The organism is Candidatus Omnitrophota bacterium (assembly GCA_016929445.1).
In the GTDB taxonomy this organism is placed as follows: domain Bacteria; phylum Omnitrophota; class Gorgyraeia; order JAFGIU01; family JAFGIU01; genus JAFGIU01.
The window spans coordinates 1-23,564 of the sequence record JAFGIU010000099.1; the positions used below are offsets into that span (position 1 = coordinate 1).

The following is a 23,564-nucleotide window of genomic DNA, read 5'->3' on the forward strand; positions in this document are numbered from 1 at the left end:
GTGGTGGCGGGCATTCTGGGTTTGTCCAAGGTTGCGGTAGTGACGGGGGAAAGCGTCTCCATGATTTCTGAGGCCGTGAGTTCGCGCCGTCCCGTGCTGGCGGTTATACCCCCGGGTTGGAAGGTGAGCGGCAGGAGGGGTTACACAAACTCCAAGTCCCCGCAAGGGGTGTATCATGGGGGGAGAGTGGGTAAATTCTTAGAAAGTATGGACGAAGGGGGTTTTCTCTCACTTGTGGGAGAAGAGGAGTTGCGCAGTTCACTGGAGAGGATTTGGCATGCTCCGCGTGCGGGCAAGGTTTTAGATGACCGCATTGTTGTTGAAGAAGCCCTTCAACGCGTGCTTGCCTGATATCTGATGAATATTCTTCAAGTGGTTCCCAGAATGGAAGTAGGGGGTGTGGAAACCGGAACTTTGGATCTGGCTCGCTCCCTGGTGAAGCGAGGCCACAAGGCCGTGGTCGTTTCTGCAGGTGGGCGGCTGGTTCCGGAGCTGGAGCGCGCTTCGGCAGTCCACTACACTCTTCCTGTGCACCGCAAGAATTTGCCCGGCGTTTGGCTTATGGCCGGACGGCTGGCCGAGATTATCCGCAAGGAATCCATTGATGTGGTGCACGCGCGTTCCCGCATTCCCGCCCTGAGCGCGTATCTGGCCTGCCGGCGCTGCATGATCCCTTTGGTGACCACGGCTCACGGTTACTACTCCACGCACTTGGTCAGCCGGATCATGGGACAGGGCAAGCGCGTGATCGTTATTAGCGAGGCCGTGGGCCAGCACATGATGGATCAGTTTGGGGTGCCCCTGAGAAAGATCCGGTTAGTTCACCGCGGGGTCAATCTGGAACAGTTTCCGTATGCTCCTTCAAGGCCGGAGGAACGTAAAGAGGAGGGCCCTTTGGTGGGTGTGATCGGGCGGCTCACACCGATAAAGGGGCATGAGACCTTTCTCAAGGCCTTTGCCCGCGTCGCTCGTGTTTTACCTCGAGCGCGTGCGGTGATCGTGGGAAGTCCGGAGCGCGGAAAGGAGAATTACGCCGAGCAGATCAAGCTTCTCATCCGCCAGCTGGGTTTAACCCGCCAGGTTGAGTTGCGTCCCTCCACCGATCGCATTGGATCGGTGTACAGCGAACTGGATTTGTTGGTTTTGCCTTCGACCGGGCCCGAGGCATTTGGCCGGGTTCTCATTGAGGCCTCTGCCGCGGGGGTCCCGGTGCTTGCCAGCCGTATCGGGGGTATTGTGGATGCGGTGGAAGACGGCGTGACCGGTGTGCTTACCCCTCCGGGCAATCCCCAGATCCTGGCCGACAGTATCGTCAAATTGCTCCGGGACCCCGGGAGGATGGAGCGCCTGCGTGTTTCCGCGCGGCGCCGTGTGGAAAAGAAATTTTCCTTGGACCGGATGGTGGATAAGACCTTGGCGGTTTATGAGGAAGTGCTTGCCGAATCCCGGGTGCTTATCATCAAATACAGTGCTTTGGGGGATATCGTTTTGGGAGTTCCCAGCCTGCGCGCAATCCGCAAGGCTTGGCCTGAAGCGCATATTACTCTCCTGACAAGCAAGGAGATTGCCCCGATGATGGCGAGTTCTCCATACGTCAATGAAGTCATGGTCCTGGACCGCAGCGGAACTCACCGGGGCGTGCGCGGGATATGGCGCATGGGCCGGATTTTGCGGGGTGAGGGTTTTGATATTTCCATTGATCTGCAAAATAACCGCTCCAGCCATGCGTTGAGTTTCTTAAGCGGCGCCATTCGCCGGTACGGATATGAGAACGGAAAATGGAGTTTTCTGCTGAATTACACTGTTCCGCTGCCCAAGGAGCCTCTCCCCCCGATTCAACATCAAGCGCGGGTCTTGGGCAGGGCGAAGATCAATGTGACGGATGAGAGTCTGGAGTTGTGGGCAAAGCCCGAAGACCGGGAACGAATCGAAGTTTTGCTCAAACAGGCTTGGCTCAGAGACAATCAAGTCCTGGTTGCTTTGCATCCGGGGAGCGGAAGTTGGCCAACTAAGCGTTGGGATCTGGAACATTTTGCCGAGCTCTGTGACGAACTGGGCAAGAGATCCGTGCGCTGCGTTTTGGTCGGCACCAAAAAGGAGGGGAAGCTGGGGGCCAAGATAGCGCAAGTCTCCGGATCCAAACCCATTGAGTTGGCAGGGAAGACTTCCTTGGGTGAGCTGGTGGCTTTGTTCCGCAGGTGCTCAGCCCTGGTGTGCGGAGACAGCGCGCCTTTGCATGTTGCCGCGGCTGTGGGTTTGCCTACGGTTGCGCTTTTCGGGCCCACAGAGGCAGAGCGCCATATCCCTCCGGCCCCTTGCCTTCAAGTCATTCAGAAAGAGGTTCCTTGCGGGCCGTGCTATCGTACTCGATGCAGTCACATCACTTGTATGAAGTCCATCAGTCCTAGAGAGGTGTTGGATGCCCTTAATGGGTTTCTTGAAAAGAGCGATTCTGTGCACGGGGATCGAGCTGAAGCCGGAATCGATCCGGTTGGCTCAAGCGGCGACGACTTCGAAGGAAGGTCTTATCCGCTCACTCGGCCTTGATGTTCTGCCCCCGGACCTGCCCGACGAAATAGTCGCGGGTAAGTTGAAGGCGGCGTTTCGCCGTCTTGCAGGATCCAAGGACAGAGTCGTTGTCAGTCTCCCTCGCTCTCAAGTGACCTTGAGACATTTGCACCTGCCTACACAGGATCCGGAAGAAATTGCCGGGATGGTGGAGCTGCAGGCGCCTTCCCAGCTTCCCTATAGTAAGGATGAGATTGTTTTTGATCATAAAGTGGTGCGGTTTATGCCGGACGGCTCCAGCGAGGTGCTCTTGGCTTTGGCCCATGCAGGTTCCGTCAAACGCCTCCTGCGGCTTTTTGCCCTCGCCGGTGCCGGAGTTCCGGAAGTCTCCGTGAGCAGCTATGGTGTGCTGAATGCGTGGAGGGCTTTGTCCCGCAGAGCGAATGACCGGGGTTACCAGATGGATCTTAAGAGCGCGCTTTGCCTGGTGCACTTGGATGCCTCCGGTGCTGAGTTTGTTATTGTTGACGAGGGCCGGCTTGCTTTCAGCCGCTCTGTGCCCGAATTGGGTGAGGGGCAGCACGATAAGATTCAAGACAGTGTGGTCGAGGAAACACTCTGGACTCTGAAGGCCTACCAAAATCATCGTCCCGGCCAGAACATCGAGCGCCTGGTTTTGCTGGGAGTGCACCCGCAGCTCGTGCCCTTGGGAAATTACCTCCAGGGCCGTGTCAAAAAAAACGTGCAGGTTTTGGAGTTAGGGCGCGAATGGAATTGGCGCTTATCCGATATTTCGCCCTTGATTGCCTTGGGTTGTGCCCTGGGACCGGATGGCATGAGTTTTCTTCCTAAACAGGACAAGCTGGCGTTGAAAAAACGCTATCGCAGCCAATGGGTCAAAAGTCTTTCGGCTCTGGTGGTTTTGCTGGCTCTGCTGCTCCTTGGAGGGGCTGGGTCCGAGATTTGGTGGCGTGCACAGTGCTTGGCGGAACTACAATCGCAATTGGTTGCGGAGCAGCCTGTGGATGAGGAAAGAAGCCAGGTGCGGCTGGATCTGGAGCGCTACGTGAGTTTGGGCAGAAATGAAGGTTCGGTGTTGGAGGTTTTGCGTACCTTGGCCTCGTGCTCGCCGCAGAGTATTCATCTGAGCCGGTTTGCCTTTAAAAAGGGAGACCAAGTGGTGATCAAGGGGACAAGTTCGCATATGTCCGTTCTCTTCGGTTTTGTGACGGATCTGGAGACTTCCGGCGCATTTGAGCAGGTGGATATTCGCTTTGCTTCCAAGCGCAAGTTGAGATCCGGGACTGAAATCGCGGATTTTGAATTGGAGTGCAAACTCCATTCCGGGGAGGAAGACAGTGTCCTTTGAAGACCTAGACGTACGGTTCCAAAAACTTGTGAGGCGTTTCGGCGGACGGGCCAAACCCAGGCAGCTTGTGCAGTTTACGAGGCAGTTGGCCACCTTGGTCGGCGCAGGTCTGCCCTTGGTTCGAAGCCTCAACACCTTAACTGAGCAAGTGGACGCAGGACCGCTGAAGGAGGCTGTCTGTACCATCCGTGACGAAGTAGAAAGCGGAACCTCTTTTTCCGAGGCCTTGTCTCAGTATCCGCGGATTTTCGGCAACCTCTATGTCAGCATGATCCGGGCCGGAGAGATCGGGGGCCAATTGGATCTCATCCTCAAACGCCTGGCGGATCTCCTGGAAAAATCGGATCGGCTGCGGAGACGGGTCAAGTCGGCCATGATGTATCCCATCTTTGTTTTGGCTGTGGCTTTTTTGATTCTTCTGCTGTTGATGGTCTACGTAGTGCCCACGTTCATTAAGATGTTTAGCGAGCTCGGAGGGGCTTTGCCCACCCCCACTCGTATCCTGATTTTAATGAGTGAGATGATCCGTCATCGTTGGTGGGTGTTAGTGGTGGTATTTGCCCTGCTCTTTGTGTTCTGGGCTTGGGCTGCCAAATTGCCGGCCGTCCGGTTTTGGATAGATAAAACCAAACTCAAACTTCCCGGGATCGGGCGCTTTGTTCGCCAGGTTGCAGTTGCGCGATTCGCGCGCACCTTGGGGACGCTGCTTGCCAGTGGCGTCCCGATTCTCAAGGGTCTGGATGTGGCTTCACAGACAGTAGGAAACAGACAGATGGAGGTCGCACTCGAAGAGGTGGCGCGCAGTATTAAGGAGGGGGAGTCTATTGCGGGCCCCTTGGAGGCCAGCGGTGTTTTTGAACCGATCGTGGTGCGCATGGTGAGTGTGGGTGAAGAAACCGGCAAGCTGGACGAGATGCTTGCGCGTGTCGCGGATTCCTTTGAAGAAGAAGTGGATGTTTCAGTATCCGGAATCACGTCGATTCTTGAACCCTTGCTCATTGTTTCGATGGCTGTGATCGTGGGCTTCATTGTGATTGCGATGTTCTTGCCCATGTTCACTCTGGCAAAACTGATTCAGTAGGATTATTGTGTCCCCGGATTAAAAGAAGGTACTCGTGTCTAACCGCGGTGTGACTCTTATTGAAGTTGTTGTTGCGATGGTGGTGTTGGTGGTGGGCTTGGTGTCCACCCTGACGCTATTCCCAGTGGGGCTCAAGGCCGGACGCCGCGCGCGCCAGACCAACGAGGCTGCCCTCTTAGGGCAACGGCTGATGCAAGAGCTCCACTTGGCCAAGGCCTCGGAGCTATTGGCCGGAAAGTTTCCTGGCGGGGCGGCTGGAGAAGAGGCGGGCTATCGTTGGCAATATGAGGCCGAGGAAATTGCCTTGGAGGGCGTGGACGGAGCGACACTTTGCCGCGTGTTGCTGACACTGGAGTGGGAGAGTGGCGTGAACACGCGCAGGGAGCAGTGGGTTTCATACATCGTACCTGATGAGGTTTGAAATGCGGGGACAATCCTTTCAGGGACGCTTCTTGACTGTTCGAACAGATTGCAGGCCGGCCGGGAAACGTCCCTGGGTGAGAGGGTTATCGCTTGTGGAGGTGATGGTCGCTGCCGCTTTGGTGGCGATTATCTTTACCGGGGCCTTGATGCTTTTTAGAAGCGCCACTTCTTCCTGGAGCAAAGGGGAGGACCAAGTCGAGCGCGCTCAGCACATTCGTTTGATCGGAGAGCGAATCGGCACACAGATCTCCAGTGCTTATTGGAAGCGTGAGGGAGGCATCCACCTGAAGGGGAGTGCGGATGCCCTTTTTTTTGTTTCCTCTTCGGGGGATCTGGTGTTTGGAGGGGACTTGGTAGAGGTCGGATATTGGTTGGAGCCCAACGGGGATTTGTTGACCTATGTGGAGTCCAACCCGGACTTTGATTTTGAAACCGGAAATCCGGAAAGTTTGTTGAAAGCGATCGGGAGTTTGAGTTTCAGCTACTACGACGGCGAAGCTTGGCTTGAGGAATGGGATACGGAGATCAAGCATGCAATGCCGCGAGCCGTGCGTGTGCGGGTCTCTCTTGAAGATAGTCCGGAGGAAGTTTTTGAGACGATGGCCTTCGTCAATACAGCAAGATAGAGGTGTCGCACTCCTGATGGCGGTCAGTATTTTGGCTGTCATGGGGGTGATGGCGGTTTCCTTTGCATTCTGGATGCGCCTGGAATACCGGGCAGCGACTAATTTCCTGGCAGCTACTCAGGCGGTGAGTGTTGCGGAAGCGGGTATGGCGCACGCCCGCTCAGTGCTTTACACAGACCGCTTCGGGGGCGTAGACACTGAGGACGATCTTTGGCGCAGCGTGTTTTCCGGATCCGATGCGGACACGGACGGCGACGGCGAAGCGGATGCGCGTTGGATTTCTTGTGCGGGTGCGGCGGAAGATCTGGATATCCGTTACGCGGTCCTGATTCGCGATGAGGCCTCAAAGCTCAATCTCAACTCTGCGGGAATCATGGGCAGCAACGGCTTGGTTGCGGATTTGGGGCAAGGGTGGTCCACCGCTGAAATCGATCCGGACAAGTGCTTAGCCGGACTGCTTTCCGGCCAGTCAGGGCTGGCCGCGGCCTTTGTGCGTTCGCGCCTGGGTGCGGACCAGCGGCCCGGAGATGCAGGCGTGGATGATGACGGCGATGCCGTGGTCTTGGGGGCCGATGGGATTGACAACAACGGAAACGGATTGATCGACGAACCCGGGGAAGGAGTCGACGAGCCCGACGAGTTCCGGGAGCAGAGGCCTTACGGAGATGATTTGCCTTGGTTAACCATTCATGAATTTAAACAGAGCGCGGGGCTGGATAGCTCCGTGTGGGAGATCTTGAAAAAACATCTCACCGTAAATTCCTCGGAACCGGAGCTTTTTTGGAAGGAGCCGGTGGAGGGAGGCGTGCCTGAGGCCGGTTGGCGGCGTGACGCCAACTGGTTGACGGCTCCGGAGCTGGCTGCCTTGCTGATTGATGCCGGAGTCTCCAACCCCTGGCAGATAGCCGCCAATATTGCCGACGCTGTGGATCCGGACTATGCCATGAGTTTTGTGGCAGCTCAATGTCTATTCCTGGGTTTGAGTTCAGCCAGTGTGGAAGCCGGGGGCTGGATCTATGACGGTGTGGCCAAGATTTATCGCAACAGTACTGCGGGTTCCGATCCGGGACGATGGATTTGGAGTTCTGTGCCTGTGGGGACTTACCGGGTGCAGCTTCTGGGTGAAGAAGGAGCTCCGGCGGGGGATGCGGATATATGGGGGAGCCTGCACAAAGGGCTTCAGAATGCAGAATTCTTCGGAGGGGAGGTGAGTGTGGTGGATGAGCTCCCCACGGACGGCAGAGGCCCGCTTGAACTCACGCTCTCCCATTCCGGAGAAGCGGCAAATCATGCGTTTTCGGGCCTCAGTCTGATTCCCGTCGAAGGAGGTTCCCCTTCAGTGTCCACTTCCTTTGTGCGCGGCATTGAAGCAGTTCGCATTAACGAACTCATGGTCAATGCCAAGCTCAGTCTCTCGGGTCTGGAGGGCCAAGACCCCGGGGGGCATTGGTCGGTGGGCGGGGCAGCGTATCGCAACCCTACTCCCAACGGCGGGGTCATGGGCGAGGGCAAATGGCAGTGGTCCGGGATCCCCAATGGTTTCTATTATCTGCAGGCGATTGGAGAGGAAGGCCTGCCTGTGGGCGATGTGATCGTCGGAAGCTACCGGGAAAATCATGTGAGCCATCTGAAAGTTTTGGACTCTGCGGTCAAGGTATCGGATGGCAAACTACTGGTCCGTATTCAGAACAACGAGCTCTCGGGGAGTTGCGGCTTTGCAGGCCTGATTCTGAGCCAGGAACCGGATATTGAGTACATTGAGCTCATCAATCTGAGCTCCTCGGAAATCGACGTGGGATCTTGGACTGTCGACGGGCCGGGCTCAGCGGGTTGGCCGGCCACCATTCCCTTGGGCACGGTCATTCCCCCCAAGGAGCATTTGGTGTTGGCGCCGGACTATGGGGATGATGCTCCCGGTCTTTCCGGAAATGGGGTGGCGGTTTTGGCCAACTGGCCCGCGGCGCAGGGTGTTCGTTTGGATTTTGCCAAGGCTTTGCGGCCCGGGGACGATCTCTTGCCCTCCAGCGGCGTGCCCTCCAATCAAATTGTGTTGCGCGATATCGAAGGGTATGCCGTGGACCAGGTGGAGTACCCGGCCGGGACTTCCTTCATCAGTTGGGAAAAGGGAGACCCGGGCGAGGTGATTGACTCAGACCAGGACGGTTTTGACCAAGCTTGGTATGCGTCCAAGTCGGCAGCCACGCCGGGTCAGCCGAACAACAACGTGGGCCTGGAGGAGTGGGTGGGCGGGGATTTGCTGGTCCATTCGGATACAGATTTGGAAGTGCGCAATGCGCCCTTGGCCCATTTGGGCCAGCTTGCGGGTTTGGCCGCAGGGGGGCCTTGGCGCCGCCTGGATGCTGAAGAGTTGGGGCGGATTGCCGACCGCCTGACAGTGCGTTCGATTCGTTTGGAGGCTGAGAATGCGATGCAAAGCACTGGGGCTTGGACCCAGGTTCCGCGTCCCTATCCCTGGAGCGATTGGTACGAGAGTTCCGGCGCAGGCAATGAGTGTGTGTGGTCGTGGGGACCGGATGAGGGAATAGAGAACGGAATCTTCTTTTTGCATCTGGTAGGGGGCCCCCGGGAATCGATGAAGGTGTCCTACAAACAGGGGAATGGGTCGTGGTCGGATTGGACTCCGCCATTGGGTACGGACGCTTCGGGCCGTCTGAGTTTTGGTTTGATCGAGATCGGAACCGGCACCGCACTCTGTGCTGCGGACAGGAATCTGGAATTGCGCTTGAGCAATCAATCCGCGAGCGGGATTGCGCATCTGGATGCGGTGGTTCTGGAGCCGCTACGCCGCGTCTATGGCCGGCTGAATCTCAATACGGCAGACCCGGCGCTCTTACAGGGTTTGCCCGGGGTGGATGCCGGTTTGGCAGAAAAGATTGTGGGCGGGCGTCCATACCGGGCCATTGGGGAACTGTTGACCAGACGGATCTTCAGTAGAGGGCCGGCGGGTTCTTTGGCTGAGGAGCGCGAGCGGGAGCGCGAAGAAATTGAGGCCTTTGGCCGGGTGGCCTCCTTGGTGACCGTGGGTTCGCGTGCCTTTGAGATTGTGGTCTTGGGGCAAGTGCTGCAAGGGGACGAGGTCTTAGCGGAGCGGCGTGTATGGGCGGTTGTCGAGAGATGAGAGGTTGGATGGCACTCATCCTTTTTTGCGGGCTCCTTGCTTCCTCTGCTTTGGCCCAGGACGAAGCGGCTTTAGGCGGGAGCGAGTTCGTGGGCGGCGCTGATGAGGTTTCGGACAGCGACAAAGTGGCGCAGGCCCAGATCGGCGGCGCAGCCGAGGGGGTTTCCGTCGGCAGTCATTTTCAGCTCAACACAGTCGGGTTGGGCGGGTTAGGTGCCCCACTCCCGGCTGTTCCACCTATCGAAGAAAACGAAGCCAATGACATTGTGTTTGTCCAGGCAAAGACCAGCGCTTTTGGGACTGAAATCCCGGCAGCCACTTGGCAAGAGCATCGTTCGCCGTATTTTACCTGGGATGTAGCCGGAGACATTGTCAACATGGGCGGGTACAGCTTTGCGCTCAATGAGCTCCCGGATGAAGTCGTGGACACGACAGCACCCAGCTATCAGTATCCGCCCGATTCCTTGGGAGAGGGCCAATACACTTTTACGGTGCATGCGCAGAACACAGCCGGCCAGTGGGGAACGCCCGGTGAGTTTGAGATTTGGGTGGACACCCAGGTTCCTGTGGGGGATGGAGCGTCTCCCAAGGATGTGATTTTGGGGAATACCTTGCCCTTGATTCGCGCGAGCCTGTCGGATTCGGGCAGCGGGATTGACGTGGACAGCATCCGCTTGCGCGTGAATGGGAGCTTAGCGGGCGCGGATTGGGATGGTTCCGGTATCAGCTACCAGCCCCTGAATCCTTTGGGAGACGGGACCGTGAGTCTGCGTCTGGATGCCTCGGATTTGGTTGGGCACGCGATGCCCACCATGGTGTGGTCTTTCCAAATTGACGGCACCCCTCCCACCGGAGATCTGGTGATCAATGAGCGTTACGCAGGGGACTCCTCCGGCGATTCCCTGACCAATAGCGCTTATGTCCGGCTCAATTTGGAATTTGACGACGCGCTTTCAGGGGTTAGCGGTATGCGGCTTTGGAATGACGGAGGCGAGGAGCCGGAGGCCTGGCAGGCCACGCAGGTGGAGATTCTTAACTGGATTTTGCGGCCGCTGGACGGATCGAGAACGGTGTATGTGCGATTCCTGGACAGCGTGGGCAATCAGTCTCAGGTTTTCTCGGACTCCATTGAATTGGAGATCATTGCGCCGGACACTTATGTCACAGCCGGTCCTGCCGGGGTTGTGAACGAGACCTCGGCTCACTTCCTGTTTAGTGCTTCGGTCCCGGGCGCGGTATTCAAAGCCCGTCTGGACAACGGGAGCTGGAGTGAAAACTGGTTTTCGGAGCAGGAGATTGCGTACGAGAGCCTCGGGCCGGGCAATCATTATTTTGCGGTGAAGGCAGCCAGGGACGTGGACGATAACGGCTCCATTGACCTGGACGAGGAAGACCCCACCCCTGCGGAGCGGACCTGGACGATCGGCAGCATGGACCCGGAGGCCTTGCTCCGTCCTGAACAACCCATCCAGTATTACCGAATGGACTAGGGACAGGTCTCGCCTATTCTTTGTGCGGCAGGGAGTTATGCGAGAACCGTCCCCATTGGTCAGGGTATCGGATCTGCATTTCATAAGGTTCGGGCCGGTCGTCCTCACTGCGGATCGCCTTAAGTGATTGTTGCATCAGATACTGAAGTACGGGGGGCTGCCCAAAATCGCAGAGCACACGTTATCAAGACATCTGCAGTTTCAGCGATTTTGAGCTCCTCCGTGAGGCGCCGTCCCTTCCTTCGCGCGTGCTGGGCCGTTTTCAGCGACAGGGGACGGTTCTCACCGAGCTTCAGGGGACATATCTCCTTCGGAGATGTGTCCCCCGGTGTCCTTGGAGAACCGTCCCTATTCGTAATACGGGGCCTGCCGAAAACGGCGCGGAGAGCCACCCCCGTGACAGCTGGCGGGGGAATTCAAGCGCCCCCCGACTTAATTAAACTCTCGCCTCCAAACACCCCCAAGTACTATCAAGTGTTGACAAAAACCGTCTAATTTCGTATAATTACGCATGTTTACGGAATTTACGGCCTGTCAGCTACCGCAAGGGTGGATTGCTGAGGGCCACTTTTCTTAAGCCGGATAATGCATGGATCTTCGTTACGAAGCGGCACAAAAGCCTGGGAATGCAAGACGCGTGACCGAGGACTCCGCAGGCGTATCCGGTGCGATACGCTGAGGACGGCCGAGGGAGCGCAACGCAGTAGTACCAGGCTTTTTGGACGCTGCAGTAGAACGATTCATGCATTATTCGGCTAAGCCAGGACAAGATTCCGTGTCCCTAAAAACAAAATCAAAAAATTCAATTTCCTCATTTACCCCAGCCTGGGTCATGGGCTCAGAACTTCTTTCCTCAATTCCCCGATACTATGCCGCAGCCGAGGCGGCTGAAATCCTCGGGATCTCCAAACAGACTTTAATTCGGTACGAGAAGCGGGGTTTGATTCCACCGGCGCGGCGCAATGCGCTCAATGGCTGGAGAGAGTACACGGGACCTGAGATCTTGAATTTAAAAAAGCTGATGGGGCGTTAGAGTCATGGCAGCAAAAACATCAGTCGGCCTGGAAGTGCGTGCGGACCAACTGAGATTGGTGGCGCTCACCAAACTTTCGGATGGGGTGCGTGTGGAGTGTTGTTTGACGATGACTCTTCCCGAGGTCACCGGGGAGTCGGCCCTGCGTCAGATTCGCACTTGGTTGGCCGAGCGTCTGCCTCCCAAACGCGAGGCGGTCCTGGCAATTGCCGGGGGCTCAGCATTTGTGCGCGGAATCACGGTTTTGCCCATCAAGGAAAAGACGCTCGAACAGGCTATTGGCTATGAGGCTGAACAACAAATTCCCTTTTCCTTGCAGGAGGTTGAATGGGACTGGTGTTCCCTGGGTTCCTCTGGTGAAGGCGGGACCCGGGGCCAGACTCGCGCCATCTTAGTGGCAGTGAAAAAGGAAATCGTAGAGGGAGGCTTGCGCCAGGCCATGAGCTTTGGTGTGACGGCGGGTGCCATGGACTTGGCTTCTTTGGCCATGTACAACACGGCCAGGCGGGTGGGAGTCCTCCGGCAAGAGACCCCTTCAGTCATCGTCTGTGTGGAACAGGATTCCACGGACTTGCTCATCCTTCAGGCGGGGTCCCGTGCCGACAGCATCCCGGAGTTCTGGGTGCGCAGCCTGCCCTTTGGTCTTAATCAAGGAGAAGAAGCTCTGGGAGACCTGGTCGGCGAGATCAAACGCTCGGTTGATTTTAGGCTGGGGGAAGCCGGAGAACTGGGACAGGTTTTGCTCTGTGGAGAAGGGGCTGGGTCCCAGGCTTTGTTGAGTGCCATGCGCGAGGCCTTGGATGTGCTTATTGAGCCGGTGGATCCGTTCCGTTCCGTGGTTAAGGGTTCGGGCAGCGCCACGATTCCCGAAGGCGCCGAGCGCAGTCCGTACACTGTGGCCATGGGCTTGGCCCTGCGCGGTCTGGGTCCGGTCCCGTTGGAAGTGAATTTGGCCAAGCGCTGGGCTGAGGTCAATCGCCAGCGCAAGGAGCGCCAAACTCATGCTTTGGGTGTGGGGGTGCTTTCGGTGCTGCTCATCCTTTCGGGAGTATGGAGCAATTGGGGGCAGATCCAATCCAAACAGGAGGCCTTCAGTCAATTAAACCAGAAGCTGGCCGGCTATGAACAGTACTCGCCACAGATTGCCGAGCTTCAGAAAGAGGTGGTTTTTCTGCAAGAGCGCACGGAATGGCTTGTGGAGTTAGCCAAAAAGAAGGAATTAGCTCTTAAGGTGCTCGATAACGGGAGCGAGGCGTTGCCCGAGGGCGTGTGGATTGCGGACGGCAATTTGGAAGTTCCCGTGTCCCAGGGGCAGTGGGGAGAATTTGCGATTCGGGGTATGGCACCGGATTATGAATCCGTGAACAGTTTTGTCGGGACCTTGAGGGCTTCGCCTCGCCTGAGAGATGTCAAGCCCATCTCCTCCACCCTGGTGAAACCCACGGACGGAAATTCTGAAGAGGTCGTGGAATTTTCTATCACGGCCGGATTGAGAGAACTGTGAGAAAGCTGACGCTGCCCGGAGCTGTTTTTTATTCTTCCTTGCTTCTCTTAGGAGGCTATGCCGCAGTGGTGCATCCTTTGGGCTGGGCCAAACGCAATCAGCTTGATATTCAAATCGAGGATTTGAACAAGCGGCTCAAGAAGGCTCAGCGGATTTCTCCGGAAAAGCCCACCGCGCAAAAGGTGGCGGAGTGGCAGACAGCTCGCGACCGTCTGTCCGAATCCCAGCGCCTGCTGATGGATTACCTGGATCCGAGAATTTCGCGTTTGCCAGGGAGCGCCGAAGAAGCCAGTCTCTATTGTATTGAGCGCTATCATGCGGTCTCTAAGCAGCTTCAGCGCCAGGCCCTGGGACAGGGGGTGCAGCTGGTCCAGGACATTGGGATGCGTTCGGAGCTTCCGAATCAAGAAGAGGTGGCCACCTATTTGCGCCGTTTGGAAACCATCGAAAGGGTTGTGGGCTCACTTTTGGACCAGCGTTTTTTTACCGTGGATTTGATCAAACCCTTGGAAACCCAGACCTACGCTTTTGACGGAGACGGGTCTCCGGAGTTGACCGAGTTGCCTTTGCAGATTGTGGCTACAGGGACCACGGAAGGCTTGGTGCGTTTCCTTTACGACCTGCAAGAAGGGGCTCCTTTGGTGCTTGTGCGCCAGCTTCGGGTCAGAAAACTGCCGGAATCACTTCTGCAAATGCAGGTTACCCTCAGCGAGTTTGTGTTGGATCGAGTCTTGATGACGGCCGGGCCGGCGGTTGAACCTGCTGTTCAGCAGGAGGCAAAGGCCTCCGGGGAGAACTCTTAGGGAATGGCTACCAAGGAAAAGGGAGTTTTCTGGTTCTTGCTGTTGGCACTGCTGATTGTGGGGATCAAACAGGGAGTGGGGTTGTTCCTGGGTTCCAGCCATGAAACCGGGGACAGGGCCGATCGCCAGGCTTTGCGCGGGGCGCAAGGAACCGAGATCAAAGCGCCGGGTCCGATAAATTTAAGTTTCTTGAAGAGGACTACCCCGTTTTCAGATTACAATGATCTAATCAAGACCGATCCGTTCCGGGCCACTCCGGTGGAGAAACCAAAGATCGTCATTGAGTCTGAACCCGTTGTGCAAGAAAAGAAGATTGTCTATGTGTTCCAGGGGCTGGCCCAGGTTGGGGATTCGGCAAGCGCCATTGTAAAAGAAGAGGAATCCGGAAAAGTGTACTTCTTGCTGCCGGGCAAGAGCCTTGGGGATTACCGAGTGGAAGCTGTGCAGGAGGACCGAGTGGTTCTCAAGAGGGGGGATGAGACCCTTGTTCTTGAAAGATAGCTTCGTTTCATTGGGATTGGCACTGCTGTTGGTTCTGGGCTTTAGTGCCCCCCCTGCGCGGGCCATGGGGCAACCCGTGGGTGCGGATGCGGAAGAGTCTGCCAAGTGGCGCGAGCAAGATGCTGTTCCCTCTGCAGTGGCGCGTGAATCGGCCGGCCCGAGTTTTGATCGCGGGAAGGAACTCTATCAAGGGGGCAAGTACAAAGAAGCTCTCCGGGAGTTTAAACGGGTGATCCAGCTTGATCCCACCCACCCTTGGGCCCAGCTTTATGTGGAGCGTATTGAAGAGCGCTTGAGCAAGAAGGCTGCGGACCAAATGGCAGCGCTCAACAAAGAACTCGAAGTCCAGCAAAAGCTCCAGGATGAGGAGATGCGCCGCGCCGAGGAGGACTACCGGCGCAAGCTGGAGGCGGAGAAGAAGAAATTGTCCAAAAAGGCGGACCAAAGAGAAAAAGAGATCCAGAGGCAGGAGGACTACACCGACAAGATTGTGCAGCAGGAGATGGGGCCCAGGATCAATTCCCTCTATGGTGAAGCGGTTTCTGCGTACCGGGCCGGGAATTACGCCGAGGCCTTGGCCAAGTTTGAAGCCGTCCTGACGCTGGATCCCGGTCACAAGAAGGCCGCCCGCTACAAGCAGACCACTGAAGAACGACTTGCCAAGCAGCAGATAAGGCAGGGTGAAAGCCTTGCCGCAACTGAGGTTTCTACTTTGCGCCCTGCAACGGTCATACCTGTGGCTGTGACTTCTGCAATCGATGCTGAGGAAATTCCCGAAGTCTATAAGGAGGCGGTCTCTGCGTATCGAAGCCAAGATTATGCCGGGGCTTTGGCCAAGTTTGACGCCATTTTAGGTGCAGATCCCGGCCATAAGAAAGCGGCTTACTACAAACAGGCAACTTTGGAACGCCTGGACCGGCAGGGAGTTGAAGCGGTGCAGCCTGCCGCATCGGCTGCTCCGCCCGCCGTGAGAGTGGCTGCCGCGCCTGCCGAAACCACGCCTGTGCCCAAGTCCAGCTCCCTTAGTGCGGCAGAGATGGCTCTGCGCGATCAGTTTGAACTCCTGGCGCAGCGCGAAGGCGAGTTGCTTTCCATGGCCAATGCAGTTCAGGGACAGATCGATCAGCTTGATGAGGAGACGTCCTTTTTGAGTCCCGGCCAGCCCACAGCGTTGCAGGCCAACAAAAAGCGCCGCGCAGAGCTTGAGGCGGAGTTACAAAAAGCGCAACAGGGTCTGAAAGAGGTGGAAAGAGAAAAACAGGTGTTGAGTATCAAGCGGAAGGCCCTGGAACGGCGTTTGGCAGAGGACTACCGTCAGGATCTTGAAAGCGGGAACGTCCCCAAGATGTATGCCGAGGGCCGGCGTCTGTACAAGGCCGGAGATTTTGAAGCAGCCAAAGACTTTTTTGTCCGGGTCGTGGAAATCGACCCCCAGCATCGAGCTGCGCAGAAATACCTCAATCACATCGACGACGATATTGCGGATCAGCTGCAGAAGCTCGAAAGGGAACGCGAAAGGGCGCGGCAGGCCGCTGAGAAACGGATGGTGGCAGAACTCAAGAAACGCGAGGAAACAATGTTTGCCCGCGCCAAAGAGTTCTATGCGGCAGGAGCCTTTCCCGAAGCCCGCGAGCAATTGGAGCGTTTGCTGGACCTGAATCCGGAGAATTCCGCTGCGGTTGATTATCTCAACCGGGTTTCCGTGGCTGAGGAGCGCTCTGAGCGCGTGGTCAAGGTGGCTGACGCGGAGACAGAAGAGAAACAAGAGAGGCGTTTCTTGTTCTGGAAGCAGGGTAAGGAGAAGGAGGCCGAGGAGGATGAACGGGACCTGCAGGGCCGTGAGAAGGCTCTGCGCAAGGAGAAGGTTGAGGAGCTCTTTTTGCGCGCCAAAGCGGCGGCGAATTCCGGAGATTTTGCCGAAGCTGTGGAAACCGCGGAATTGGCGCTTCAATTGGACCCGGGAAACCGTCCGGTCCAGAAGTTTATCAGCAGGACACGCGCTGATTATGAAAAAACGGAAAAGCGTCTCGAGGACGAAAGCGCCAAGCGCGAGCGTCAACTGCGCGCTGAAAAAACACGGGAGCTTTTGGATATCGGGCGCGCGCGTTTTGAGGAAGGCCGCTATCAGGAGGCTGCCGCCAGTTTTGAGGCGGCTTTACGTCTGGATCCGGGGAATCGTCTGGCCGGGGATATGTTGCACAAGTCCAAAATAGAATTTGCCAAGACCACCATGACACCCTTGGAAAGCGGGCCCGGTCCGGATCCGCGCTATTTGGAGGGGGAGGATCTCTACAACCAGGGCTATTACCGGCAGGCCTTGGAAAAGTTCGGGGAGGTCCAATCCGACCGTCCGGACGATGCAGTGGTGGAGGATGCATGGACCAAGTCCCGCGAGATGATTGTGGCCATTCAGAGCGATCAGCCTGAGCCCATTGAAGACACGGTCTATGCCAAGTACTGGGAGGACGCCCAGATCAATCTGATGGCCAAGCGCTATGCCGCGGCCCTCAAGTCCTTGAACAAGGTCTTGGCCCAATACCCGGAGCACACTGACGCGCTTCTCGCGCGCACGGAGGTCATGAAGGAACTCAGTGTGGTGAGGGAGCGCGAGGCGCGCCAGGCCCGGCTTCGGGCCATGGCTCTGGCTTCGGAACGCAAGGAGGAGCTGGCGCGCCAGGATGAAGAGGTTATGGGGGTTCCCCGGGACGAACGGGCAATGCGCTATATCACGGAGGCGAGGGAGCTTGCGGGCAAAGGGAAATATGAAGAGGCAATTGCCCGCCTGGAGTCCGCCCTGGCCATTGACCCGGGCAGCACCCGGGCCCGCAGCGAGATGGCCCGCGTGCGGCGCCAAATGCGCGAAGGCGCGGAAGACGATGCTTTTGTGAAGCGGCGGGTTCCGGAGGAGGATCTCTTGCTGGGGATCGAGGAGCGCCAGGTTTTGCCGCAAGGCTATGATGCGGATGGGATTCGCACCGGTTCCAGCGCTTTTTCCCAGGATAGAGGAGTGGTGCGTCTCACAGAGCCTTTGCTGGCCGAGGATTTGTCCCAGCCCGTGAGTCTGGATTTTCAAGAGGTGCCTTTGGAAGACATCCTCCGGTTCCTTGTGCAAATGACAGGGGTCAATATTTTGCCCTCGGCCGCCTTGAGAGATGAAGGCCGTACCATGAGTATCCGCCTCAAGGATGTGCCTTTGGAGAATGCATTGGAGTATATGTTCCGCAAGGAAAATCTGTCTTGGCGAGTGGAGGATGATGCCGTTTGGGTTTCAACGCCTCAGGAGTTGGAGTCCGAAGCCGTGGAGACGCGAATTTATTTCTTGGGCCAGGGCAAGGGAATGTACACTCCCGAGGGCGGAGCTTTGTCTGAGGTGACCTCGATTCGGGATGTTCTGGAGGAAGTGGTCCCGGCAGGTCCGGATTCCAAATTGGTCTTTGACGACCGCAGCAGCGCGCTCATTGTGACGGATACCCCCTCGAACCTGGCTTTGGTGGAAGAGCTGTTGTACAACATTGATATCTCACCCGTGCAGGTCCTCATTGAATCGCGTTTTACGGAGATTACCGAAGGCGATTTCAGCCAGCTCGGATTTGAGACCGCATTGAACAGCGACATGAAGGTGACCGGAAAGAGGGACGGACGCAACAAGACCCAAGTGGATTCCGGCACGGGAATCGATTTCGGAACAGCAGGCATTGATCCCTCGAGCATTTTTTCCTCTCGCGGGACTGAGGGTTTAAATCTTTCCTACCAGGGCATTCTGACTTCTCCCCAGTTCCAGGTGGTCTTGCACGCGCTTCAGGAGGACAGCAAGACCAAGACCCTTTCCACGCCGCGTGTCACAACTCTCAATAACCAAAGGGCCACAATCAAGGTCGTGGATGAGTACGTGTATCCTTCCCGTTATGAAGTTTCTGTAGTACGTGAAGATTTGAACGGAGACGGGGATTTCGAAGACACGGTTTCCGGAGTCAGCGAAGTGCGCTTTGTGAATCTGCCGCAGGATTTTGTCACCCGGGACTTGGGGATTTTGCTGCATGTGACGCCCAGCGTGGGCAAGGACCGCGAGCGCATCGCTCTGAGCCTTGTGCCGGAAGTCAGCGAACTCAAGAGCCTCGATTCTTTTACAGGTTCGGTTACTGTGCCGCGCTTTACGAGCCGCAATTTGAGTACCAGTGTGATTATCAATGACGGCGATACAGTGGTCTTGGGCGGATTGATCACTGAAACAGACTCCACCACAAAGACCAAAGTCCCCATACTCGGGGATCTCCCGGTTGTAGGCGCCCTCTTTTCGCGGAGCGAAGAGGATGTGGACCGCTCCAATCTGGTTATCTTTGTGACAGCCAATATCCTGGCTCCTGATGGAAGTCTGCTTGCCAAGCAGGGGGAAATCTGATGCTCAAAAGAGCGATTATTTTTGGCTGGCTGGTGTTGAGCCTTTTCTTTGGCGTGGCTAGGGAAGGTGCGCTGGCCGCGGAAACCGGCCCTTCCCAGGCTTTGACAACTCAAAGTCTGGACACTCCGGTGAGTGTGGATTTTCAGGAGATTTCCTTGGACGATGCCTTGGGCCACTTGGCCGATGCCACGGGCGTGAATCTTGTGACATCCAATGGGGTTCAATCCCTGGATGTGACGGTGAGCCTCTATCTTAATAAGATGCCCTTGCGCAGCGCCATCAAGTATCTGGCGCGGACATACGACCTCGAATACCGGATTGAAGATAAGGCTGTGTGGATCACAACCCGGGAGGAGATGGAAGGGGAGTCCATGCAAACCCGCATCTATTTCCTCGAAGAGGGCAAGGGGATGTTTACAGTCTTCGATGGAGAGGCCGGGACTTCTTTCGGAGGGCTCGGAGGGGGGCGCGATATCTCGGAGATCTACACGATACGCGATGTGCTGGAGGAGGTTGTGCCTGCTCCTGGTGGTTCGCGTTTGGTTCTTGATGAACGCACGGGCGCCCTGATTGCCACGAATACGCCTAAGAATCTGAAGTTGTTGGAGGAAGTCCTCTACAATATCGATATCACTCCGGTGCAGGTTTTGGTGGAGGCGCGCTTTATGGAGGCCAATGATACGGATCTCAGCGAGCTGGGCGTTGAGGCGGAGCTGCTCTCACCGCTGAATATGGGCGGCTTTAGCGACACGGAGTACCGGGGCCGGGTGGACGACGGTTCAGGTTCTGACTTTGGATCCAGCGGTATCTCCTCCATGACACTGACCGGCCGGGGGAGCGAGGGCTTCAATCTTTCATATCAAGGGGTTCTGACAGATCCGCAATTCCAGATGGTCATTCACGCGCTCGAAGAAAATCAAGTGGGGCGCACACTTTCGGTTCCGCGCGTGACAACCATTAATAACCAGACCGCGACCATTCAGGTGGTGGATGAATTCATCTACCCGACGCGCTATGAAGTCAATCTTGTGCAGTTTGATATTAACGGAGACGGGGATTTCGACGACGCAGGGGAAACAGAGTTTGTGAACGCCCCTCGTGATTTTGTGACGCGTGAGGTCGGTGTGCTCCTCAATGTGACCCCGAGCGTCGGACGGGACGGCCGGACCATCACCCTGGGTCTGAGCCCGGAGGTGAGCCAGTTTAAGGGGACTTACTTTAGCTACGGGGGAGGGGTCTCCATTCCGCAGTTTACAACCCGTAACTTGGATACCAGTGTGCTGATCCAGAGCGGGGAAACCGTTGTTCTGGGAGGGCTCATTAAGGAAAGCACCACGACCACGGATACCAAGGTGCCGGTCCTGGGCGACCTTCCGGGCTTGGGCTGGTTGTTCAAGAGGAAAACCGACAGCGCAACACGCCAAAATCTCCTTATCTTCGTGACTGCAACGATTTTGGAGGACGGGGAGATGCCCGGGGACTTTTCCCTGGCCGCAGTGGAATCCTCACTGGGCCTTGACCCTCGGCCCTGAACTCTGATAAGATTTGGCCCAGACACCGCATGTTTCCGGAAAACCACACCATGAACAGGGGCCCCAGCTTATGAAATCTTTACTCGCCAAAGTCAGTGTTTTTATCGTACCGGCACTGGTATTCGGACTTGCCGGGTGTTCCATGCATTTTCACAAGAGGACGCCTACGGACCTGGCGGCCATCGACCATCTCCAGACACAGCTGGAGATGGAGCGTCAGCAGAAGGAAAACGAACTCTCGGCACTCCGCCGTACCATGCAGGAACTGGAAAATGCGCTCGAGGCTGAGATCGAGCAGGAGCAGATCCGCGTGGGCATGGAAGACCGCGGTTTGGTTATTACCTTTGTGGATGAAGTTCTTTTTGATTCAGGCAAGGCAGAGTTGAGACCGGACGGCGCAGCCACCTTGGACAAAGTTTCTTCTATCCTCGGCCGCCAGGTTGCCAACAAGTATGTGAGTATCGAGGGGCACACGGACAACCAGCCCATCAAGCACAGCGGCTGGAAATCCAACTGGGAGCTTTCAACTGCGCGCGCCAATTCGGTGTTGCACGAGTTGATTGATTCCGCAGGGTTGAATCCGAGCCGCTTCCGTGCCGCAGGTTATGGCGAATACCGCCCGGTTGCCGATAACAACGTGAAAGAGGGACGCCAGCAGAACCGCCGTGTTGAGGTGGTGGTTCTTCCTGAGCAATTCCCTACGGTGGACCGCCAGAATTGGCAAAACAATAACTCCGGTTATGACCAAGGTTCTGGCTCCGAAGCCGGGAGGTACATTAAGTAGGCCAGGATGGGACTTTTGAATAACGGAGCAAGATCAATTCACAATGAGGGGCAGCGAGTCTGCCCCCTCATTGTATGAGGGCAGCCGTGGCATTTCCTGTTCTGGGAAGGGCGAACAAGACCGTTGTCGAGCCCGAGACGATCCCTTTGGATCTATCGAAAATTCCCCAGCATATTGCGGTAATCATGGATGGTAACGGGCGCTGGGCCAAGTCCCAGGGCCTGATGCGTATTTTCGGGCACCGGGAAGGCATTGATTCCATTCGTTCGGTGGTGCGCCGGGCCGATGATTTGGGTGTCCGGTTTATCACCCTGTATGCCTTCTCCCATGAGAACTGGAAACGTCCCAAGCCCGAGGTCGAGGGTTTGATGCGGCTCCTTCGGGAATTCCTGGATTCCGAAGAGAAGGAGATGATGGAGAAGAAGATCCGGCTAAACGCCATCGGGGAGCTGGATCGTTTGCCGGCTTTTGTGTTTAACCGGCTCGAAGAGGTGCGGGCCAATACTCGTGCCAATCGGGGAGTCACCCTGACATTGGCGCTGAGCTATGGCTCACGGGGCGAGATTGTACGGGCAGTGAGGGCATTGGCCGGCAAGGTGAGCCAGGGCTTGATCAGGCCGGAGGAAATAGATGAGGCTTGTATCGGGCGTCATTTGGATACGGGCGACATGCCTGATCCGGATTTGCTGATCCGCACGAGCGGGGAGCAGCGGATAAGCAATTTTATGCTGTGGCAAATCTCCTATTCGGAGATTTACATTTCTTCCAAGCTTTGGCCTGAATTCAGGGCGCATGACCTGGATGCTGCAATCGCGGAATACCAGAAACGTGAGCGGCGTTTTGGCCGCTGAAGAACTGGATACTCTCTCTTAGGATGTTCCCTCAACGATTTGCTACTGCCGTCATTATTATCCTGGTCATCAGCCTGACGATTTTTGTGTTTCCGCTTTGGATGTTCGCGGTGATGACTTTGTTGGTGGTGGGAAAATCTCTGTATGAATTTTATTCGCACATGCAGCGCCGTGGGCTGGATCTCTTCAAGGACACAGGTCTTGTTCTGGGCCTGCTCATTACGCTCTGGGTTTACTTGCATCACGCGGACACACCCCTGCAAGTTTCCGATGAATTCGGCTTCTTTTTCTTCTCAGCCCTAGTGCTCTTCTTGTGCCAGTTCACACGCCAGAGTGCGAGCCATGCCGTTGCCACGGTGTCGGTGACCATGTTCGGATTGATCTATATCGCATGGTTTTTGAGTTTTCTGATTAAACTGCGTTTTTTGCCCTTGGGCCCGCTTTGGGTGGGTTACCTGGTTTTGGTCGTCAAGAGCGGAGATATCGGGGCGTATCTGGTTGGGAAACTTGCGGGGAAGACCAAGCTTATTCCAAGGATCAGTCCCAGGAAAAGCCGGGAAGGGGCCTTGGGCGGATTGCTTTTCAGTATGGCCTTTGCCTTTGTGGGCTATTGGTACCTGCCTCTTCCTTTGTGGCATTTGCCCCTCTTGGGTTTGGTATTGGGTGTATTGGGCCAGGTGGGTGATTTGGCCGAATCCTTAATGAAGAGGGATTGCGGGATCAAGGATAGCGGGCGGATTCTGCCGGGCATGGGCGGAGCCTTGGATTTGGTGGATAGCTTGCTGCTGACAGCGCCGGCACTCTACCACTACCTCGTTTGGACTCTCTATTAGCCTGGATATCGTAGACTATTCCCGGGCCCAAGGAGGACCTTGTTGAAGAAGATTGCGATTCTGGGATCCACAGGATCTGTGGGCCGCAAAGCCCTCTCCGTGGTTGAGCACCTGGGGGAGGGTTATGAGCTTTGCGGTTTGGCCGTTCATTCCAGTACAGAGGAATTGGAATCCCAGATCAGGCGATGGAAGCCCAAGGTCGCCGGAGTGATCGACCCAAGGGCGGGTGCAGCCCTGCGGGCAGAGCTCAAGGGCTGCGGCACAGAAATTTTCAGCGGTTCCGAGGCGCTTTCCGCAGTGGTTGAAAGCAGCGGGGCCGACACCTTGGTGGTGGCGACCACGGGCCGGGAGGCCTTGAGGCCGACCTATGAGGCCCTGGGCCGGGGGTTGCGGGTGGCCTTGGCAAGCAAGGAGCTCATGGTGATGGCGGGCCAAGCCTTGGATCACCGGATGAAAGAGGGCAGCGGGCACATCTTGCCCGTGGACAGCGAGCACAGCGCGGTCTTTCAATGTCTGGATCAGCATCCGCTCAAAGAGCTTCGGCGTGTCCTGCTCACCGGCACAGGCGGCCCCTTTAGGGGACGGACTCGGGCTGAATTGGCGGATGCGACTCCGGAACAGGCCGTGGCCCATCCGAAGTGGCGTATGGGAAAGAAGATTTCCGTGGATTCGGCCACACTCATGAACA

At 56.6% G+C, this 23,564-nt stretch carries 18 protein-coding genes; all 18 read left to right on the forward strand.

Annotated elements, in window-relative coordinates; genetic code table 11:
* Positions 1 to 351 (forward strand): mitochondrial fission ELM1 family protein (locus JW937_07785; protein MBN1587315.1); only part of this gene is annotated, 351 nt, incomplete at its 5' end.
* Positions 352 to 357: 6 nt separating this feature from the next.
* The gene (gene waaF, locus JW937_07790) at positions 358 to 2,547 is read left to right on the forward strand and encodes a lipopolysaccharide heptosyltransferase II (GenBank protein ID MBN1587316.1); all 2,190 of its coding nucleotides are present in this window, start codon (positions 358 to 360) and stop codon (positions 2,545 to 2,547) included.
* On the forward strand, positions 2,429 to 3,877 hold the full coding sequence (pilM, locus tag JW937_07795) for a pilus assembly protein PilM (GenBank protein ID MBN1587317.1): 1,449 nt from the start codon (positions 2,429 to 2,431) through the stop codon (positions 3,875 to 3,877). The genes waaF and pilM (JW937_07795) overlap by 119 nt, the downstream gene beginning before the upstream one ends.
* Positions 3,867 to 4,958 (forward strand): type II secretion system F family protein, encoded by a 1,092-nt coding sequence (locus JW937_07800; GenBank protein ID MBN1587318.1) that lies wholly within the window; start codon positions 3,867 to 3,869, stop codon positions 4,956 to 4,958. The genes pilM (JW937_07795) and JW937_07800 overlap by 11 nt, the downstream gene beginning before the upstream one ends.
* A gap of 34 nt (positions 4,959 to 4,992) precedes the next feature.
* Complete coding sequence (locus JW937_07805; GenBank protein MBN1587319.1) at positions 4,993 to 5,379, forward strand: prepilin-type N-terminal cleavage/methylation domain-containing protein; 387 nt, start codon at positions 4,993 to 4,995, stop codon at positions 5,377 to 5,379.
* 31 nt (positions 5,380 to 5,410) lie between these two features.
* On the forward strand, positions 5,411 to 6,007 hold the full coding sequence (locus tag JW937_07810) for a prepilin-type N-terminal cleavage/methylation domain-containing protein (GenBank protein MBN1587320.1): 597 nt from the start codon (positions 5,411 to 5,413) through the stop codon (positions 6,005 to 6,007).
* A gap of 16 nt (positions 6,008 to 6,023) precedes the next feature.
* On the forward strand, positions 6,024 to 9,146 hold the full coding sequence (locus tag JW937_07815; GenBank protein ID MBN1587321.1) for a hypothetical protein: 3,123 nt from the start codon (positions 6,024 to 6,026) through the stop codon (positions 9,144 to 9,146).
* A gap of 8 nt (positions 9,147 to 9,154) precedes the next feature.
* Positions 9,155 to 10,636 (forward strand): hypothetical protein, encoded by a 1,482-nt coding sequence (locus JW937_07820; GenBank protein ID MBN1587322.1) that lies wholly within the window; start codon positions 9,155 to 9,157, stop codon positions 10,634 to 10,636.
* Positions 10,637 to 11,468: 832 nt separating this feature from the next.
* Entirely contained in the window at positions 11,469 to 11,669 is a 201-nt protein-coding gene (locus JW937_07825; GenBank protein ID MBN1587323.1) for a MerR family DNA-binding transcriptional regulator, read from the forward strand.
* Positions 11,670 to 11,673: 4 nt separating this feature from the next.
* Positions 11,674 to 13,173, forward strand: a complete 1,500-nt coding sequence (pilM, locus tag JW937_07830; GenBank protein ID MBN1587324.1) for a pilus assembly protein PilM — start codon at positions 11,674 to 11,676, stop codon at positions 13,171 to 13,173.
* Entirely contained in the window at positions 13,170 to 13,976 is an 807-nt protein-coding gene (locus JW937_07835) for a hypothetical protein (protein MBN1587325.1), read from the forward strand. The genes pilM (JW937_07830) and JW937_07835 overlap by 4 nt, the downstream gene beginning before the upstream one ends.
* A 3-nt stretch (positions 13,977 to 13,979) precedes the next feature.
* The gene (locus JW937_07840) at positions 13,980 to 14,477 is read left to right on the forward strand and encodes a hypothetical protein (GenBank protein MBN1587326.1); all 498 of its coding nucleotides are present in this window, start codon (positions 13,980 to 13,982) and stop codon (positions 14,475 to 14,477) included.
* Complete coding sequence (locus JW937_07845) at positions 14,467 to 18,876, forward strand: tetratricopeptide repeat protein (GenBank protein ID MBN1587327.1); 4,410 nt, start codon at positions 14,467 to 14,469, stop codon at positions 18,874 to 18,876. Before JW937_07840 ends, JW937_07845 begins: the two co-directional genes overlap by 11 nt.
* Complete coding sequence (locus tag JW937_07850) at positions 18,876 to 20,408, forward strand: hypothetical protein (protein MBN1587328.1); 1,533 nt, start codon at positions 18,876 to 18,878, stop codon at positions 20,406 to 20,408. Before JW937_07845 ends, JW937_07850 begins: the two co-directional genes overlap by 1 nt.
* Before the next feature lie 70 nt (positions 20,409 to 20,478).
* Complete coding sequence (locus tag JW937_07855; protein ID MBN1587329.1) at positions 20,479 to 21,192, forward strand: flagellar motor protein MotB; 714 nt, start codon at positions 20,479 to 20,481, stop codon at positions 21,190 to 21,192.
* Between the two features lie 74 nt (positions 21,193 to 21,266).
* A complete protein-coding gene (locus tag JW937_07860; GenBank protein ID MBN1587330.1) occupies positions 21,267 to 22,043 on the forward strand; it encodes an isoprenyl transferase in 777 nt (258 codons plus the stop codon).
* Between the two features lie 23 nt (positions 22,044 to 22,066).
* Entirely contained in the window at positions 22,067 to 22,876 is an 810-nt protein-coding gene (locus tag JW937_07865) for a phosphatidate cytidylyltransferase (GenBank protein MBN1587331.1), read from the forward strand.
* A 42-nt stretch (positions 22,877 to 22,918) separates the two neighbouring features.
* The coding region (locus JW937_07870) for a 1-deoxy-D-xylulose-5-phosphate reductoisomerase (protein ID MBN1587332.1) at positions 22,919 to 23,564 on the forward strand (646 nt) is incomplete at its 3' end.

Excerpts from the sequence above, each read along its gene's own strand:
- waaF (MBN1587316.1), top strand. The coding sequence starts at position 358 with ATGAATATTCTTCAAGTGGTTCCCAGAATGGAAGTAGGGGGTGTGGAA.
- pilM (MBN1587317.1), top strand. The coding sequence starts at position 2,429 with ATGGGTTTCTTGAAAAGAGCGATTCTGTGCACGGGGATCGAGCTGAAG.
- JW937_07815 (MBN1587321.1), top strand. The coding sequence starts at position 6,024 with ATGGCGGTCAGTATTTTGGCTGTCATGGGGGTGATGGCGGTTTCCTTT.
- JW937_07820 (MBN1587322.1), top strand. The coding sequence starts at position 9,155 with ATGGCACTCATCCTTTTTTGCGGGCTCCTTGCTTCCTCTGCTTTGGCC.
- JW937_07825 (MBN1587323.1), top strand. The coding sequence starts at position 11,469 with ATGGGCTCAGAACTTCTTTCCTCAATTCCCCGATACTATGCCGCAGCC.
- pilM (MBN1587324.1), top strand. The coding sequence starts at position 11,674 with ATGGCAGCAAAAACATCAGTCGGCCTGGAAGTGCGTGCGGACCAACTG.
- JW937_07840 (MBN1587326.1), top strand. The coding sequence starts at position 13,980 with ATGGCTACCAAGGAAAAGGGAGTTTTCTGGTTCTTGCTGTTGGCACTG.
- JW937_07850 (MBN1587328.1), top strand. The coding sequence starts at position 18,876 with ATGCTCAAAAGAGCGATTATTTTTGGCTGGCTGGTGTTGAGCCTTTTC.
- JW937_07855 (MBN1587329.1), top strand. The coding sequence starts at position 20,479 with ATGAAATCTTTACTCGCCAAAGTCAGTGTTTTTATCGTACCGGCACTG.
- JW937_07860 (MBN1587330.1), top strand. The coding sequence starts at position 21,267 with ATGAGGGCAGCCGTGGCATTTCCTGTTCTGGGAAGGGCGAACAAGACC.
- JW937_07865 (MBN1587331.1), top strand. The coding sequence starts at position 22,067 with ATGTTCCCTCAACGATTTGCTACTGCCGTCATTATTATCCTGGTCATC.